Annotated in this window: 14 protein-coding genes and 1 pseudogene; 10 read left to right on the top strand and 5 right to left on the bottom strand. The window is 61.8% G+C overall.

Annotated elements, in window-relative coordinates:
- Positions 1–225 precede the first annotated feature (225 nt).
- Entirely contained in the window at positions 226–1524 is a 1299-nt protein-coding gene (gene metK, locus E7T06_RS04705) for a methionine adenosyltransferase (RefSeq protein WP_136364674.1), read from the top strand.
- 85 nt (positions 1525–1609) lie between these two features.
- Here the strand turns inward: metK and coaD are convergent, their stop codons facing one another.
- The 4 genes from coaD to E7T06_RS04685 form a co-directional block, all read right to left on the bottom strand.
- A complete protein-coding gene (gene coaD / locus E7T06_RS04700; protein ID WP_136364673.1) occupies positions 1610–2161 on the bottom strand; it encodes a pantetheine-phosphate adenylyltransferase in 552 nt (183 codons plus the stop codon).
- Complete coding sequence (locus E7T06_RS04695; RefSeq protein WP_136364672.1) at positions 2158–2811, bottom strand: RsmD family RNA methyltransferase; 654 nt, start codon at positions 2809–2811, stop codon at positions 2158–2160. The genes coaD and E7T06_RS04695 overlap by 4 nt, the downstream gene beginning before the upstream one ends.
- Before the next feature lie 144 nt (positions 2812–2955).
- On the bottom strand, positions 2956–3399 hold the full coding sequence (locus E7T06_RS04690) for a superoxide dismutase (RefSeq protein ID WP_136364671.1): 444 nt from the start codon (positions 3397–3399) through the stop codon (positions 2956–2958).
- 223 nt (positions 3400–3622) lie between these two features.
- The gene (locus tag E7T06_RS04685; protein WP_136364670.1) at positions 3623–4138 is read right to left on the bottom strand and encodes a YbjN domain-containing protein; all 516 of its coding nucleotides are present in this window, start codon (positions 4136–4138) and stop codon (positions 3623–3625) included.
- A gap of 135 nt (positions 4139–4273) precedes the next feature.
- On the opposite strand from E7T06_RS04685, the gene E7T06_RS04680 reads away from it, so the two are divergent.
- From E7T06_RS04680 to E7T06_RS21635, 9 genes and pseudogenes are all read left to right on the top strand, one after another.
- Positions 4274–5356: a bifunctional nicotinamide-nucleotide adenylyltransferase/Nudix hydroxylase gene (locus tag E7T06_RS04680; RefSeq protein WP_136364669.1), complete on the top strand. Its 1083-nt coding sequence runs from the start codon at positions 4274–4276 to the stop codon at positions 5354–5356.
- Positions 5357–5398: 42 nt separating this feature from the next.
- On the top strand, positions 5399–5875 hold the full coding sequence (locus tag E7T06_RS04675) for a hypothetical protein (protein WP_136364668.1): 477 nt from the start codon (positions 5399–5401) through the stop codon (positions 5873–5875).
- Between the two features lie 99 nt (positions 5876–5974).
- Positions 5975–6403: pseudogene (locus E7T06_RS04670) on the top strand (nicotinamide phosphoribosyltransferase domain-containing protein); the annotation flags it as partial.
- A gap of 164 nt (positions 6404–6567) precedes the next feature.
- Entirely contained in the window at positions 6568–7176 is a 609-nt protein-coding gene (locus E7T06_RS04665; RefSeq protein WP_136364667.1) for a hypothetical protein, read from the top strand.
- 36 nt (positions 7177–7212) lie between these two features.
- Entirely contained in the window at positions 7213–8220 is a 1008-nt protein-coding gene (locus E7T06_RS04660; RefSeq protein WP_240740850.1) for a nicotinate phosphoribosyltransferase, read from the top strand.
- A gap of 4 nt (positions 8221–8224) precedes the next feature.
- Positions 8225–8704 carry a DUF6756 family protein gene (locus tag E7T06_RS04655; protein WP_136364666.1) on the top strand — a complete coding sequence of 160 codons (480 nt, stop codon included), beginning with the start codon at positions 8225–8227 and terminating at the stop codon, positions 8702–8704.
- Complete coding sequence (locus E7T06_RS04650; RefSeq protein WP_136364665.1) at positions 8704–9294, top strand: nicotinamide mononucleotide transporter family protein; 591 nt, start codon at positions 8704–8706, stop codon at positions 9292–9294. Before E7T06_RS04655 ends, E7T06_RS04650 begins: the two co-directional genes overlap by 1 nt.
- The gene (locus E7T06_RS04645; RefSeq protein WP_136364664.1) at positions 9287–10294 is read left to right on the top strand and encodes an AAA family ATPase; all 1008 of its coding nucleotides are present in this window, start codon (positions 9287–9289) and stop codon (positions 10292–10294) included. The genes E7T06_RS04650 and E7T06_RS04645 overlap by 8 nt, the downstream gene beginning before the upstream one ends.
- 62 nt (positions 10295–10356) lie before the next feature.
- Positions 10357–11118, top strand: a complete 762-nt coding sequence (locus E7T06_RS21635) for a TM2 domain-containing protein (protein WP_240740848.1) — start codon at positions 10357–10359, stop codon at positions 11116–11118.
- Positions 11119–11459: 341 nt separating this feature from the next.
- Here the strand turns inward: E7T06_RS21635 and E7T06_RS04635 are convergent, their stop codons facing one another.
- Positions 11460–16433 carry a DUF4132 domain-containing protein gene (locus tag E7T06_RS04635; RefSeq protein ID WP_136364663.1) on the bottom strand — a complete coding sequence of 1658 codons (4974 nt, stop codon included), beginning with the start codon at positions 16431–16433 and terminating at the stop codon, positions 11460–11462.

Genomic DNA, 16433 nt, shown 5'->3' with positions numbered 1-16433 from the left:
CACCCCAAACCCGTCCCGCATCCCTGACCCCCAGCGCCCCAAACCGCCCCCCTGAAATTCGTCCCTGTTCTGACCCCTGACCTTGCGTTACCCTGCAAGTCGTCTGGGCTGCCACCGTGCAGACCGGGCCGGGCGGGGCCGCAGGCGACATCCTCTCCAGGTAGTTTCCCTAGTTCTGTGAGACAGAGTTCTGTGAGACGCACCCCCGCCCCGTCAGGAGAACGTATGCGGAAGTTTTACACATCGGAGTCGGTATCGGAAGGACACCCGGACAAGTTGGCAGACTTTATTTCAGATTCGATTCTGGATGAGTTTTTGCGGATGGAGCCGGAAAGTCGCGTGGCTGTGGAAACGCTGGTGACCACAGGCATGGCCGTCGTTGCGGGCGAAGTGCGGGCCACCACTGCCCACGTCGACATTCAAAAAACGGTGCGTGAGGCCGTGAAGCAGGTGGGCTACACCCGCGCCAACTACGGCTTCGATGCCGAGTACAGCGCTGTGCTGGTGGCGATTCATGAGCAGTCGCCCGAAATTGCGGAGGGTGTAGATACTTCCGAGGAATGGCGGGCCATGACGCCAGCCGAGCGCGACTTGCCCCAAAACGCCTTTTCTAAGGTGGGGGCCGGGGATCAGGGCCTGATGTTCGGGTACGCCACCGACGAAACGCCGGAGCTGATGCCGCTGCCGATTTCCTTGGCTCACAAGCTGACGCGCCGTTTGGCCGAGTTGCGAAAGGCGGCGATTGCGGCCCAAACGCGGCAGGCCGAGTTGAAAGAGGGTGAAAGCCTGACGGATGCCGAGACCGCCGCGCTGCACTTTGCCTACCTGCGCCCCGACGCCAAAGCACAGGTAACGGTGGTGCGCGACGGCGAGCCGCACGACGCCACCGAAACGCTGGTGGACACGGTGGTCATCAGCACGCAGCACGATGAACACGTGACGCAGGAGCAGATTCGTACCGACATGATCGAACAGGTCATTCGTGCCGTGATTCCCGCCGAGTTGCTGAACGCCGACACCAAGTTTTTCATCAATCCCAGCGGGCGTTTTGTGATCGGTGGGCCACACGGCGACACCGGACTCACAGGCCGCAAAATCATCGTGGATACCTACGGCGGAGCAGTTCCTCACGGCGGCGGCGCATTTAGCGGCAAAGACCCCACCAAAGTAGACCGGAGTGCGGCCTACTACGCCCGCTACATCGCCAAAAACATCGTGGCAGCAGGGCTCGCACGGCGGGCACTGGTAGAGGTGGCCTACGCGATTGGCCGCGCCCACCCGGTCAGCCTGCGTGTGGATACCTACGGCACAGGCACAGTCAGCGATGAGGCTTTGGCCGCACTGGTGGCCGCCCACTTCGACGCCCGCCCGCAGGCCATCATTGACGAACTGGATTTGCGCCGCCCCATTTACGCCCAAACCGCCGCCTACGGTCACTTTGGCCGCGATGGATTTCCGTGGGAGGCCACCGACAAAGCCGGGAAGCTGAAAGCTGCGGCTGCGGCTGAAGTCGTGCTGGGCTAATCACCGACAAAAAGGGGGCCAGACGCTGGGGAATGCCCGGTGTGCTGGCCCTTTTTTGGCTTGCGAAGATTGCTGCGCTTCTCCCCTACCCCCGCTCCCCCATTCCCCCGTCTACCCGCAACTGGGTCTCTACCTTTTCGGCCTCGCGTTCGGCGTACACGTCGGCGTGAATGCGGCGCAGGGCGTTGGCGCTGGCACGCGGCACCATTTCGCTGATGTCTGCCCCGTAGCTGGCAATTTCGCGCACCATGCTGCTGCTCACAAAGCTCCAGCGGGTGGCGGCCATGATGAACACGGTTTCTACCTCACCAATCTGACGGTTCAGGTGCGCGATCTGCAGTTCGTATTCGTAGTCGGACACCGCCCGCAGCCCGCGAATGATGATGCTTTTTTGCTGCTGGCGCATGTAATCCACCAGTAGGCCGCCAAAACTGTCCACACTGACGTTGCCAAAGTGGGCGGTGGCCTCACGCAAAATCTCCAGCCTTTCCTCCAGCGTAAACAGGTGACGGCCCGTTTTGCGGGCATTGTGCATCACGGTCACGGTCACGTGGTCAAAAATCTTGGCGGCCCGCGTCAGCACGTCCATATGGCCGCTGGTGATGGGGTCGAATGATCCGGGGAAAACGGCGTTCATGTGGGTTGGATGCTAGCGGGTTCTGAAGCTTCAGTGTTCTCTTCTTCCGCGTCTGCTGCTTGTTCGTTTGCTGTTTGTTCGTCTGCCGCTTCTTCCAGTTCCCGCCGCTCGTAGATGGTCAGCGAATTGCTGCCGTACTCGCGCAGTTCCCGCTCGAAGTCGGCGTGTTCGGGCAGGTTCAGGGCCACGCGCTCCCAGCGGTCTGGGTGCTGGCAGATCAGCAGGCCGCCGGGAGCCACGATCTGGCCTTTCAGCAGCGAGGCGGCGAGGCGTGAGATGTCTTGGGCATAGGGCGGATCGCTGAACACCACATCGAAGCTCCCCAGCGCGGGCAGGAGGCTTTCGGCGTCACCTTTCAGGATTCGCACCTTCAGTTGTGCGGCGCGGGCGTTCTCGTCCAGTGTACGCACGCCACGCGGGTTCATTTCGATCAGGGTGACGGAATAGCCCCGGCTGGCCGCCTCTAGCCCAATCGCGCCGCTGCCGCCGTGCATGTCCAGAAAGCGGCGTCCGGGGAGCGGGCCAGCCGGCAAACGCGACGCGAGCATATCGAACAGGCTTTTGCGAATGCGGACATTGGAGGGCCGCGCTCCTTCTGGCACCTGTAACTCACGGCCTTTGGCGCTGCCGCCCAAGATACGCAGGCTCATAAGAGTGACCCGGTAGACAGGGCGGGGGCTGAAAACTTGCAGTTCATCCGTGCAGGGTAACGCAGCGCGGGCAACGACACAGGACAGACCAAAAATCAGGCGGCCCCCACTTGGAAGGCCGCCCGAAATTGGAGAAAGAAAAGCTTAGAGGCGAACGCCCGTGCAGGCCACGCCCGCGTCGGCTGGTGTACCGGCGGCGTCGGCTGCGGTGTGGACGTTGAAGTAGGTGGCTGCCGTGACGACGCTGGTAGCCACTTCGCCGTTGAGGGCCAAGTAACCGCTGCTGTCGCTCTTGCCTACGATTTTGCTGGCCATGATCGGTGCGCCGCCGCTCTTGCAAGGATCGGCGCTGGCCGTGCCCTGCACGTGGTAGTGGGCCACGTAGAAAGTATCGGCCTTCAGGCCAGTCACGCGGGCAGAGGTCATGACCATATCGCCGCGCCGCACGTTGACGCCGCCCACAACGGTCAGGTCACCAGCAGCGGGCTGCTTGCCCAGCGTGTAGTTGGTCCCGACATTGCGGTCGATCAGGCTGCAAGAAGACAGGGCGACGGCGGCAACGGCAGAAAGCATCAGGATTCGTTTCATGGGTAAAACCTCCAGACTGAACCACAACGCGGGGCGTTATTCGGGTCGTCTTTAGAATGTGACCTCATGCTGCACCTATGCAGCCCGAGTCAAGAGTAGCCGCGCCCGCAAATTCAAGGGCAAACCAAGTTGTCCTAAAGATTGGGCCAACACGCGTACAAAAAGCGCCGCCTCCAGAGACGAGGGCGGCGCAATAGAAAGTGCTTGTCTAAACTGATTTACTTCAGGGCAGATCGGCCTCGAAGGCTTCGACGTCATCCAAGTACTCGGTCATCCACGCTTTGAGGGCCGTTTTGGTGTAGCCGCCCGCCACGATCATGGTGGCGTCGAGGTAATAACTGCCTTCGTACACGTAAGACTGGGTGTAGTAGTTGCTGTTCCACTCGTTGGCGACTTCGACATCAAGGCTGTCTTCGTCATCGCTGTAATCCCAATAAAAGCTGGCGGTGACGCGGGTGCACACGTTGCTCTTGCAGTTGCTGAACCACATATCGATGTCGTAATCGCCCGCCGTGACGCTGAGGCTGGGGTCTTCATCGGGGTTGGCGGGGTTCACGGTGACCTTGTAACCCGCTTCGCGCAGAGTCGCGGCCACACTGTTGGGCGTGGCGGCCTGAATTTGACCAGTGCTGCCGCCAACGGTGGGTGCAGCCGCTCCCCCGGCAGAGGCGACGCCAAGTGCAGAGGTGAGGAGAAGGGCGGCAGAAAGAAGCACCTTATTCACTGGTTTTGTCTTCATAACTTCACATTACGTCATTTTTGCTGCCGAGTTGCCGCGAACATTGGGGGAGTTGGGGGCGTGCCCTTCGGCTTTCCTTGCCCCTCAGCTCATGCCGCTCACGATTCACACGATTTAGTCTGTGCATTGTGAGCAATGACCTCGCCGCTTTCCGAGCCGCCCGCTGCTATAGGCCGAGATATCGCTGCTCCGACACGCACCCGCAAGCGCACGTTTGGCGTGTACATCGGGCGGTTCGAGCCGCCGCACTTGGCGCACTTGTCGGTGATGCAAGAAGCGCTGGACAGTGTGCAGAAGCTGATCGTGGTGATTGGCAGCGCCGATGCCGCCCGCAACACCAAAAACCCTTTTACGGCCTCGGAACGGGAAGCAGTGCTGACGGCCATGCTGGAAGGCGTGGGCATCAAGCGTTCGCGCCTACTGTTCGTGCATGTGCGCGACTATTTTTATAATGAGGGACTGTGGCTGGGAGCCGTGCAGCGCGGCGTGCAGGCCCATACGCACGGCAGCAGCGATGTGGCCCTGATCGGCCATGTCAAGGATGAAAGCAGTTACTACCTGCGTTCCTTTCCGGCTTGGGAATTTATTCCGACGCATGTGGTCAGCCCGCTGAGTGCCACCGATGTTCGCAAGGCTTACTTTGAAGACCGCCTAGACGATGTGCGGGGCATGGTTCCGCCCGCCGTGCACGCCTTCTTGGATGCCTTCCGCGCCCTGCCCGAATACGCCGAGTTGCGCGAGGAATACCAGTATTTGCAGACCTACCGCGCCGCATGGAAGGACGCGCCGTTCGCGCCCGTCTTCGTGACCACCGACGCCGTGATCACGCGCAGCGGGCATGTGCTGGTGGTGCGGCGGGCGGGGTTGCCGGGCCGGGGCCGCCTCGCCATGCCGGGAGGCTTTCTGGAACCCGGAGAAACCCTGCTGCACTGCGCTGTACGCGAGGCCCACGAAGAAACCGGCCTCAGCGAGAGCGTGAATCTGGCCGGAGCCTTACGCGCTCAGGCCGTGTTCGATTACCCCGACCGGAGCCAGCGCGGGCGCACCATTACGCACGCCTACCACTTCGATTTGGGCATAGGCCAGTTGCCCCTGCTGCGGGCGGCCAGCGACGCCGCCGAAGCCTTTTGGCTGCCGATGAGCGAGGCGTTGGCCCACCCGGAACTGTTTTTCGAAGACCACCACGCGATCATCGAACACTTTTTGATGCGGGGATAACACAAGAATTCTAGCTAAGAACGGCGCTGCTTGAGAGGCGAAATGACCAATCCTATGATCTGGCGGCTCAGTCTGGACTGCATCAGCATCAGCGAGATTCGGCGCTGGCCTGAGCGGTCTGGGCCGGAGTACCCGCACCGAGTGTCTCTGAACACCAGAGGTCACGCTGATGCCGTTCATGTCCTCAACGAGTTTGTAAATGGCAGTTGGCTGCAAGATGCTGACCTTCAGTTTTTGCCCGAACTGCTGAATCTGGCCCCAGACGGAGGCGGTGTGAATCTCCGCGAGGAGGGCACGGCTGTACGGCAAGGCGGGCGAGTACACATTTATCCCTCGTCTACGTTTACGCCCGGCGCAAACGTCAGTTACGCTGAATTTTGCGAAGTGGTGCGGCTGAATTTGATCTATCTGGAGCTGCGGCGCTTTTGGATAGAGAGGCCGCAAGCCAAAGTTCTGCCGGTGGCGGGCCTGCCCTACTACGACACCAAGCGGGGCTTCCGTGTTCGACAGATAAAGTGAGTGTTTGCACCATGCTTACTCACTGTTCTAATAATTATGATTGTACATTATGAGACAAGAGGGCAGCCTCTCCCCCTCGTAAGGAGCTTGACCATGACGATGTCTCTGCACCTCCTCGCTGACGATAATTTGATCCTCGACACCGACAGCTACAAAAGCAGCCATTTTCTTCAGTACCCGGCGGGCACGACAAGGCTGTTTTCTTACCTCGAATCTCGCGGTGGGCGGTATCCGGTCACGCGTTTTTTTGGGTTGCAATACCTGCTCGACCGCTACCTGACGCGCCCCGTGACTGCCCCGATGGTGCAAGAAGCCCGCGACCTGATCGAAGCGCACGGCGAACCTTTTCCCTATGACGGCTGGATGCGCGTGGTGAACGTACACGGCGGGCGGTTGCCGCTAGAAATCCGCGCCGTACCCGAAGGAACGCTGGTGCCGATTCACAACGTGCTGATGAGTGTGACCAACACCGACCCCGAATTGCCTTGGCTGGTGGGTTGGTTCGAAACAATGTTGATGCGGGTTTGGTAAATGGTTGCCCTGCACGGCAGCAATGCCGTGTCTGTAGCTCTTTAATTGCTGGAAGCCTAAACCTTGTGGGCCTTGACCCTAACGGCATGGTAATCAGCAGCGAAGCCCTCTGAAGCTAGAAGTCTCTCTGATGGGAAAAGCGGAACCAGTAGGGGAGTGACATGAACAGGCACGTTGCACAGATGTTGGGAAGGCGTTTTGGCAAGCTGGTGGTGATCTCGCACCACTCACGTGAACAGGGTTACCTGTGCCAGTGCGATTGCGGCGGCCAAACGATTGCCAAGACGCACGCCCTCAAAACCGGAAAGCACACCTCATGCAGATGCGGTCTTAAGGCTCCTAGATTTAGTGCGCGTCAACCTGAAAGCCAAGCGGTGAAGAATTACCTTTACCGTAACCACCGAAAAGCAGCAGCACGCCGGGGCTATGAGTTTGGCCTTGATATGGAGACGTTTTGCCTGCTGATCGGAAGCAACTGTCACTACTGCGGCGCAGCGCCTCACATGACTATTCGCTCGATCAAGGCGCACCAAGAGTTCAGGTACAACGGTGTAGACCGGGTAGATAATCGTGAAGGCTATAGCCTAAGCAACTGCGTGTCCTCCTACGATATCTGCAACACCTCGAAAGCTGAACTGACCGTAGAACACTGGACAGCTTGGATAGAACAGGTGCATCACCATCAGCAGCTTCAGAAGGAACGTTCAACGACTATCCCTTCGGGGAGTACGCCCAAGCGGGCGGAAATGGGAGCCACCCCACGCGGGTGAAGATATAGTCTGACCTCGTCGGAAACGGCGAGCAGCTTGGATAAAGCGGGCAGAGAAGTCGCGCACTCTGCTGAACAACGTGACCCCACCACCGTCGCCACCCAGAGCTACCACATCCGCGAAATTATCCGCGCCGTGCTGGAACAGACCAGTGACCGCGCCGCCGAGGAACTGCCCTTCAAGCTGCACGATTTTGGCAGCCGGGGCGTCAGCAGCCGCGAAAGCGCCGGGCTGGGCGGCCTTGCGCACCTGATCAACTTTCAGGGCAGCGATACGCTAGAAGCCTTGCGCGTGGCCCGCAACCACTACGGCGCAGACATGGCAGGCTTCAGCATTCCCGCCGCCGAGCACAGCACCATTACCAGTTGGGGCAAAGAGCATGAGGTAGACGCCTACCGCAACATGATTCGGCAGTTCGGCAAACCCGGCGGCCTGTACGCAGTGGTCAGCGACTCGTATGACCTGAAATACGCCATCAATGTGCACTGGGGCGAAACGCTACGCCAAGAGGTCATCGACTGCGGCGCAACCCTCGTGGTACGCCCCGACAGCGGCGAACCGCCTGCGATGGTGCGCCTCGCCGTGAACGCACTGGCCGCCAAATTCGGCACCAGCACGAACTCCAAGGGCTTTAAGGTGCTGAACCATGTGCGGGTGCTTCAGGGCGACGGCATAGACGAAACCACCATTCGCCAGATTCTGCAAAACCTAGTCGTAGACGGCTACAGCGCCGAGAACGTGGCCTTTGGCATGGGCGGCGCACTCCTGCAAAAGGTAGACCGCGACACCCAACGCTTCGCCTACAAAGCCAGCGCGGGCCTGATTGACGGCGAATACCGGGGCATCTACAAAGACCCCGTGACCGATCCCGGCAAACGCAGCAAAGACGGCGTGCTGGACTTGGTGCAGGAAAACGGGCGTATGGTCACGAAGGCCTATAAAACCTTCGATACCGACTTCCCCGGTAGCCTGATGCGGACGGTATATAGGGATGGGGAGATGTTGGTACGGGACACGCTGGATGAGGTTCGGGGGCGGGCGTAGAGGTATGCGAACAAAAATAGCCGAAGCCCTACGCAGCTTGGATATTCCAGAAAGTGAGTTTTTTCCGCTCAGACAGCACCAATATGCTCCAATTCTTGACCATATTCTTGAAACGTTTACCCGCTTTGGCTCTCACGGCGAAAATCAGATGTGGCTTTGGGAAGGGTTGAAGGGGCGAGCAGAAGTCTTACAAGTTGAACACAACAATGGGCCTGATTACCTTGCCCAGATTTTGTCAGCAGAAGAGAGGGTGTGGTTCATTGCTGAGGATTGGGAAGGCAATAAAAAGAGTGGAAATTTTTGGATTTTTGAAGGGCGCGTTGCCGCCATCATATCCGTCCCAAATGAAATACATGCTTTTGAATACTACTTGGTAGCAAAAGACTTCAGTTGGCTCATCTGCGAAAATCACCACAATCAGATGCTTGGAATTGGCAAGCCTATTGAAGAGAGAATTCATAAGCTGTGCGAGGAGATGGCCTAATGACCCTCTTTACCCTCCCCATTCCCTCCCTTTACCTAGACCTCGCGGGCGGCCTGTGCGTCCTCATCAGTCTGTCTTACCTCTGGAGCAAGTCCAGCACGTACTGGCATTGGTCTAATGCATCGCTGCTGCCCTATTTCCTGCTGTTCGTAGGCGGTGGGCAATGGCTGCTGGCGGGCTTGCAGGTCACGTACCTGATTTTCGGCATTCACGGCCTGTACCTGTGGCACCTAGAGGCGCGGCGCAACCAGGGCGAAGTCCGGTTCAACGAGCCGCTCTGGTACGGCGTGACGTGGGTGGCTAGCCTGCTGATTTTTGCCTACACCATCGCCGTCACCGATTTTTCGGCGGCGTGGAACTGGGTGCAGTTCGCGGCGGTGTCGCTGGCCCTGATCGCCAATTTTGCCACCACGCGGCGCTGGGCTTGGTCTTGGCCCGTATGGATCGCCGTGAATGCGGTGCAGGCCGTGTATTTTTGGCACACCGAATACTGGGTGCTGTTTGGGCTGCAATTCGTGCTGGCGGCCATGAGCGTGTACGGCTGGCAAGCATGGCGCAAGGATGATACCCGGACGGTAGCCCTTGCCTAAGCCGGGGCAGAGACGCTACTCGCACGGCCTGATCATCGGCAAATTTGCCCCCTTTCATCTGGGCCACCGCCTCCTTATTCAGCGGGCGCTGGAGCAGTGCGAGCGGGTCAGCGTGTGGGTGTATTCCCGGCCCGACTTTGCCCAGATGCCTTCGCCCCTGCGCCGCAACTGGATTCGGGAAGCCTTTCCGGCGCGGCTGTTTCCGGGGTTACACCTGCTGCCCGACGCCCCGTCTCCCCCACTCAATACCAAACCCGACGCCACCCACCGCGCCTATGTGCGGGCCGTGCTGGACGGCTGGCAGGTCAGGCCGGACGCGGTGTTCACCTCTGAAGCCTACGGCGACGCGCTGGCTGCCGAACTGGGCGCGGTGCATGTGTGCGTAGACGCAGCGCGGGCGACGGTTCCTATTTCGGGTACGCAGCTTCGGGCCGATGTACATGGGCAGCGGGCCTACTTGGAAGCCCACGTGTACGCCCATTTTGTACAGCGTGTGGCCGTGCTGGGCGCAGAAAGCACCGGCAAAAGCACTCTCACGCGGGCACTGGGCGAAAGCCTAGGCACAAGTTGGGTGCGCGAGTACGGGCGCGACGTGTACGAACGGGAAAACGGGGTGCTGACGCCGGAGCATTTCTTGGAAATCGCACTCGGCCACCGCGCTCTGGAGGACGAGGCCGCCCGCGCTCCCGGTGTTCACCGCTGGGTGTTTTGCGATACGCACGCCGCCACCACACTAATGTGGTCATATTTGCTGACGGGCACGGCCTTGCCCGAACTGCACGCCCTAGCCGACGCTTGCCGCACCCGCTACGCCCACACGTTGCTGTGCGCCCCCGCTCTGCCCCACGAGCAAGACGGCTGGCGGGCCAACACCGAGGTGCGTACCGTGCAGCAGGGCTTCATTCGGCAAGATCTGGGCACGCGGCGCGTAGCGTTCAGTGAGGTGACAGGCAACGTAGAGTCGCGGGTGAAACAGGTTTGCGCTGTGTTGGCACGGTAGATGAAGGCCAGAGCTTGCAAGCCGCCGGGTCATGATTCAAGGTAGCCACAGGAGGCCCAATTGTGACGAATGATCCGAACAACCTCGGCCCGAAACCCGACGCTCCCGCTCCTTCATCCAGCCCTTCGTCTAGCTCATCATCTGGCAACGCGCCGCACTGGGCCGACACGTTCGATACTAAAACTGCTGACACCAAAGCTGCCGATGCCAACGCTGCGCCCACTGGCCCAACCCCCGTAGACCTCGGCAAGCACGCGGAAGCTGCGCCCAGTCATACACCCAGTCACATCCCCACCCATACACCCAGCCACACGCCCTACCGCAGCGACGATCCGTTTGGACAGGTCACGGGGGGCAAAAGTACGCCCGCGCCGACCGCTTATGCGCCTGCGCCCATGCACCCGCCTCAGCCTGCGCCGATGCCGATGGGCCAGCAACCCGCCCCGCAGCCCACGTCCTCGCAACTCTGGAGCGAGGCTCAGGCTTCGGTGCAGTCGTCGGTACAGGGCGGCCTGAACCAAATCGCTTCAGCAGATACCAGCACCAAAAAACTGATCGCGGGGCTGCTGGCGATCTTCTTGGGCAGCCTCGGCATCCACAAGTTCTATTTGGGCATGACCAAACCGGGCATCGTCATGCTGGCCGTCACGCTCGGCGGCTACCTGATGTTTACGCTGCTGTGGTGGCTCGGCATCGGCTTTTTGTTCCTGTTCCTGCCCTTCGCCGCTGGCCTTCTGGGCCTGATCGAAGGCATCTTGTACCTCACCAAATCAGACGCTGAATTCGACGCCAAGTATGTGCGCGGCAAGCAAGAATGGCTATAAAGGGCTGAGTTAGATAGATCGTAAAAGGACGCTTGGGCAACTGCTCCAGCGTCCTTTTTTGGGTTGGAATTGATTGGGGAGTTGGCCGCTCGGACGCCCCCTCTGCTTCGCAGCTCTGCGAGCCACCCCGCTGCGGTGCAGCGCCCCTCTCTGCGGCGCAGCTCTGCGAGTCCCGCAAGGGGCGAGGGCTAACGGCAAAAACTGAATCTAGGGCTGTTCGCTCCTCACCCTTGAGGGGGGAGGTTGGGAGGGGGTGAATGAGCAACGCGATTGCCCTTGCCCTTTCTTAGACCCTTAGACGCCCGCCCACACAGCACCAAGAGTCCCATAACCCCAACCCCTCACCGCAACTGCTCCAAAATCGTCGGGTCTTGAATCTCGCGGTCACGGGCAAACAGCAGCACCTTCGAGACCACTTCGGCGGTGCGCGGGTCAGGATCGGCAAATGGCAGGAAGATTCGGCCCTGCTGCTGGTTATGCACGGGCACCACGCACAGCGCCCCACCCGGCAGCAGATGCACGTTGCCCGATCCCAGATGCACGCTGTACTGGGCAAACGCGCCGTCAATCAGGGCGTGTTGATCTTTCAGGCGCACGTTCTCCAGCTTCAGCAGGCGCACGGTTTCGCCCACCAGCGCCGCCCGCATTTCGGTGGTGCTCTGGCTGGCTTCGGGGTCTACGCCGCCCACATGCGCCACGCTGACCACCAGATCGAGGTCGCGCATGGTTTCGCTGAACAGGCGCGGAGGAATAGTCGCCAGCGGCATGACTTCGCCCGTGTCGCGCGACGTGAAATAGGCTCCGTCCAGCGGCGTGCCCTCCACCTCACTGGGCGTGGAGTACGCCAAAGACGTATCCAGCCACACGTTGATGCCCTCAGCGTGGAAGGTTTTGCGGATGCCTTCTTCATGCACCGCCACCCAACCGCGAGCCTTCAGGAGCGCCAGCGCTTTGGCGGGCTGCACATGGTGTCCGGTGTAGCGGGCCGAGCGTTTGGCACCGCTTTCGGCAGGCGTCAGGGGGTAATACTCGCGGAACACCTGCTTGAAGGGCTGCTGAACCTCGTGTTCGATCACCTGCGCTTGCCACTCTCGCCACTGCCCGGAAACAAACAGGTCGTGTGGGTGGGCAATTCTGAGGGCGAGGTCGGCGGTGGGAACGGGGCCAGCCAAAGTGTGTAGCTCCTGACCCTGCCACCACCCCAACGCCGCTTCGTTTTGCACCCACACCAGCGCCCGCAAGAGGGGCGCAATGACTGGATGCAGCGCCAGTTGCGTCAATTCCTGCGGCGTAAACAGGTCGCCGCGCACCATCGCTTCCTCTAGCGCGGCCCGCATTCGGCCCCGTGTGGCCCCCAGTTCGGTCAGGGTGTCGCGGATCGCCACAATTTCGGGGTGCTTTTTGAGGGCGGCGGGCAGGTTCTTCAGCGGTTTTTCGCCGCGCCGCACCCACAGGCTGGCTTCTCCCTGCGCAGTCAGGGTCAGGCCCACCTGCACGCCTTCTACATCGGCCTGCCGTGTCCAGTCAGGGGCCAGCCGCGCTTCCATCGCCCAGCGCAGGCGTTGCGGGTCGGCGTATCCGGCAGTGCGGGCCAGATTCTGCATCCCGATGTCTGCCGCGAGGCGTTCGCTGACTTGCCGCTGCGCCCCGAATTGCCGCGCCGAGTGCCGGAAGTCCGACAGCACGCGGTAACGCCCTTCCAGTTGCGCCGCGCCCTTCTGCTTGCCCCGGCTGAGCGGCAGCAGCCCGAGCGCCCGCACGCTGTCCTGCTGGCGTTTGGCGGCAATGGCCCCGATCAGTTCTTCTTCAGGCAACTCGCCCAGCAGCGCACGCGCAAAGCGTTCGGCGCGTTTGTGGCCGCCGCTGCTGGACGCGTATTTGGCGGCGTCCAGCAAGCGGGCAAAGTGCGCCGCGCCCAGTTCGGCATACATCTGCCGGAACCAGCCCACGTCCACCGCACCGTCCAGCAACTCCTGCGGCGTCAGCGGGGTGCGCTCGCTGATCTCGGCTTCCCACGCCTCCCGCACGTCCTGCGCCACAGACCAACTGGTGTCGCGGGTGTGGGCGTGCAGCCAGTACACGCCGCTTTCCAGCCCCTTCCAGCCCAACGTGGCCGCTACCAATTTGGCCCACTGGGGCGCGAACATGGCGAGGTCAAGCAGTCGGCCTTCTGGGATGCCGTGCATTTTCACGGCTTCCGCAAAGGTTTCGGGCGTATCGGTCACCGCAGGAAAAGACACCCGGATCAGGTGACTCAGCACATTGGGGCGGCTCTCGTTGCTGCCCGTGTAGCCGCGCCGCAGGGGTTCTTTGCCCAGCGCCGCCAGCGCCCTCAATGCATATGCCGCCCCGTCTACCCAAGCCAGTGCCAATGCAGGCGTGCTGGCCGCCGTTTCGAGGTCACCGCGTTCCAGTTCTACGGCCAGCACCCGCTCCCGCACCGTATTCACGGCGGCCACCCAATCGGGATGGGTGGGCAGGCGGTCATCCGGTTTGCGGCCCGAGTAACGGCGCAGTTCTGAGAAGTTGTCGTAGCTGGAGTAGCCGTCGCGTTCGCCGGGAGCGCCGATCAGCGCGTCCAGCAAGTCGGTACGGTTGGCCCAGCCCTGTGCGTAGGCTTCCAGCAACAGCGCCGTGTCGGGCCGTCGCCGCGCCAGCTTGGGGAAGGCTTGGTTCTGATACAGACTCAGCCACCACAGCCGCTCGCGCTGAGGCAATGTCCAGCGGTCAGCAGGCAGAAAATTGGGCGAATGCAGGCCGTCGCGGGGATCGTCGCCCCTGCCCCAGCTGTAGCGGCTAGGTTGCACTTCGCAGTCTTGGGGCAGGGCGGCCAACTGCGTCTCCCACACGTCCAGCGCCAAGTCCACGTCGGCGGGGGTGGCCTGCCGCGCCAGCAGCGGCAACACGCGGAAAATCAGCGAGGCATACTGCAGGGGCGCGGGCAACATCACGGGCGGCCCGAACATGTTTTCCAGAATCTGATCGGTCAGCGCCAGCTTTTCAGTTTCGCCGTCTTCAAACTCGTTTTCCTCTTCGTCCCCGTCTTCGTCGTCCACATCATCCGTGTCAACGTCTTCGGCCTCGTCCAGCAATGCGTCCAGATCAATGTCGTCTTCCTCATCCGGCGCGGCGGCCCCGGCGGGGGTCTTATGGCGGCGCGTGGCCCACATGAGGGCCGTGAAATCATCGTCTTGCGCGTTCTCGCGAGTCTGCCAGAAGGTGAGCCACAGGTCAGGCAGCGGAAACTGTTCGCCGTGCCAGTAGCCCAAATTGCCCAGCAGCCGCACTTCCTCGCCGTCCCAGCCCTCACCCGTCACCGGGGTTTCGCGGTGGGTGTGGACAAGTTCATCAAGGGCGGTGAGCAAGACCGCGCCGCGTGCCAACACAGCCGTATAGGGGCGGGGGTGAGCGGCGACTGGGCGTGGCGGGGTCAGTTCAGCCGGGTCAAACAGGCCGAGGCCATCTGTCAGCGTCAGCGCCGCATCGGGCGTGATCAGGGCGGCGTGCAGCGATTCTTCGGCCTGCCCACGCGGCACGAAGTCGGCGGGCAGATCGGCGGCCTGCCCGTGCAGCAGCAGGAGTTGGAGGCCCGCCTGCCGCTGCTCTCCGGTACGCGAGGCCAACAGGCGCAGCGCACTGGCTTTGGCGTGCGCAGGGTCGCGGCCCAGCAGTTTCAGCACGCCCCGGCGCAGGTCGGCCCCTTTGCGCTTCAGCAGGGCGTCCAGTTCCAGCGTTTCGCCCTCCTCCAGCGTCAGTCCGTGCGTCAGCAAGCGGTCGATCAGGTTCACAGCCTGCTGAGACAGCGTCGAAGACCGGTCTTGCAGCAGCGTAAAAATGGCAGCGCGGCTCTGGTCATCCAGCGTGACAGGCGTCGTCGCCACAATTTTCCCGTCGACTTCCCGCCCATCCAGCGCCCGCTCCTGTATGGCCCCCAGCACCGCCGCCCGCCCAGACCCGCTCATGGCAGGCAGATGGGCCAGCAGCACCCCGATAGGCCGCGTGCCCAGATGACGCGGCAAGCCGTCCAGCACGTCGACTCGGCTGGGCAGATGGCCCAACCATGGAAACAGCAGTGGCGTATGCGGAGCGTCCCCGCTAGCAGCTTTGGGGGCGGCAGACAGGCGCAGCGCATAGGCTTCGATTCGCTCAAATTTGCTGTCTACGGGGTCAGTGTTGTAGCCATGTTGGTTCAGGTACAGCGCCCCGATTCGCAGTTCCGGGTCGTCCAGCAAAAACAGCAGATCGGCGGACTGGTACAGATCGCTGTCCAGCAGGAAACGGGCGGCGGCCATGCGGCGTTCCGGGTCGGCGTCGGGCGTGGGCTGAAGCAGGCCGAGGGCCAGGGCGGCAGCTTCCGGCGCATCCCGCATGGCGAGCGTGTAGAACGCCAGAAACGCTTCTTGCCCGGTTCCAGTTTGTACGGCGGCCCGCGCCTGTACCGGGTCGTTCAAAAAGCCGTCTGCCCGTGTCAGCAGCGGGCGCAGACGTTTCAGGTCGGTCACGTCGTAATTTAGGCCGAACCACACGTCGGCGGCCCGCACGGTGGCGGCAAAGCGGAGCAGGTCTTCCTTCAAGATCAGGCGTAACATGCGGGCGAAAGCGTCTGGGTGGGCCTCGTCGATGCTTTCTAAAATGACCTGCCTCAGCCCTTCCTGACGTTGGGCGGCCAACAGCAAGCCTTCGGCCAGCGCCCAAGCATCGGGCCGCGCCGACACCAACCAAGCCCGCGTGACATGCCGCCCCATGCGGGCCACCGGATGCTGGGTGGCGGCGGTCTGTGCCAGCACATCAAAGACAGCCTCGTTGCCGTCGTCTATGGCCTGCGCCAACAGCCAGCCCAAATCGTCGGAACGCCAGCCCAACAGCCCCGCGTGAACGGCGAACCATTCCACATCCTGCGGGTACTCGCGGGTCAGTTCCCACAAGGCCCACACCCACGCGGCGGCCCTCTCTGCTTGCTGCGGCTGTCCGGGCGCACGAAACGCCCGCCGCGAGTAGCCCTGCGGATAGGTATGGCGCGTGAGGAAGGTGTCTACGGCGCGTTCTACGGTATCTGAAATCTGGGGGAACAATACCCCTAGCAAGGCCGTGCGCTCCGGGCTGAGGGCGGCCAGAGTCTGTTGCAGGTAGGTCAGGCGCTCGGCCATGTGGTTGGGGTTGTAGCCCGTGCCCGTATCGGCCCGCAGGAAGGCCAGTTTCTCGGCTTGCGGGGCAGGCAGGGCAGAGGCGCGGCGGTCATAGGCGGGCTTCCACGCCTTGCGAAAGGTGCCGAGGTAGACATCCAACGTTTGGCCGTTCAGGGCAGGGCTGGTCAT

The sequence above is a fragment of the Deinococcus sp. Arct2-2 genome (assembly GCF_004801315.1).
Taxonomy (GTDB): domain Bacteria; phylum Deinococcota; class Deinococci; order Deinococcales; family Deinococcaceae; genus Deinococcus.
Note: the sequence above shows the minus strand (reverse complement) of the source record. Positions and strands in the feature narration are given on the sequence as shown.

What these genes read in the sequence shown, in the direction of transcription:
- coaD (WP_136364673.1), bottom strand. Translation starts at nt 2,161, where the DNA reads ATGAACGCCGTTTTCCCCGGATCATTCGACCCCATCACCAGCGGCCAT.
- E7T06_RS04695 (WP_136364672.1), bottom strand. Translation starts at nt 2,811, where the DNA reads ATGAGCCTGCGTATCTTGGGCGGCAGCGCCAAAGGCCGTGAGTTACAG.
- E7T06_RS04675 (WP_136364668.1), top strand. Translation starts at nt 5,399, where the DNA reads ATGACCAATCCTATGATCTGGCGGCTCAGTCTGGACTGCATCAGCATC.
- E7T06_RS04635 (WP_136364663.1), bottom strand. Translation starts at nt 16,433, where the DNA reads ATGACCAGCCCTGCCCTGAACGGCCAAACGTTGGATGTCTACCTCGGC.
- E7T06_RS04680 (WP_136364669.1), top strand. Translation starts at nt 4,274, where the DNA reads ATGACCTCGCCGCTTTCCGAGCCGCCCGCTGCTATAGGCCGAGATATC.
- E7T06_RS04665 (WP_136364667.1), top strand. Translation starts at nt 6,568, where the DNA reads ATGAACAGGCACGTTGCACAGATGTTGGGAAGGCGTTTTGGCAAGCTG.
- metK (WP_136364674.1), top strand. Translation starts at nt 226, where the DNA reads ATGCGGAAGTTTTACACATCGGAGTCGGTATCGGAAGGACACCCGGAC.
- E7T06_RS04655 (WP_136364666.1), top strand. Translation starts at nt 8,225, where the DNA reads ATGCGAACAAAAATAGCCGAAGCCCTACGCAGCTTGGATATTCCAGAA.
- E7T06_RS04690 (WP_136364671.1), bottom strand. Translation starts at nt 3,399, where the DNA reads ATGAAACGAATCCTGATGCTTTCTGCCGTTGCCGCCGTCGCCCTGTCT.
- E7T06_RS04685 (WP_136364670.1), bottom strand. Translation starts at nt 4,138, where the DNA reads ATGAAGACAAAACCAGTGAATAAGGTGCTTCTTTCTGCCGCCCTTCTC.
- E7T06_RS04650 (WP_136364665.1), top strand. Translation starts at nt 8,704, where the DNA reads ATGACCCTCTTTACCCTCCCCATTCCCTCCCTTTACCTAGACCTCGCG.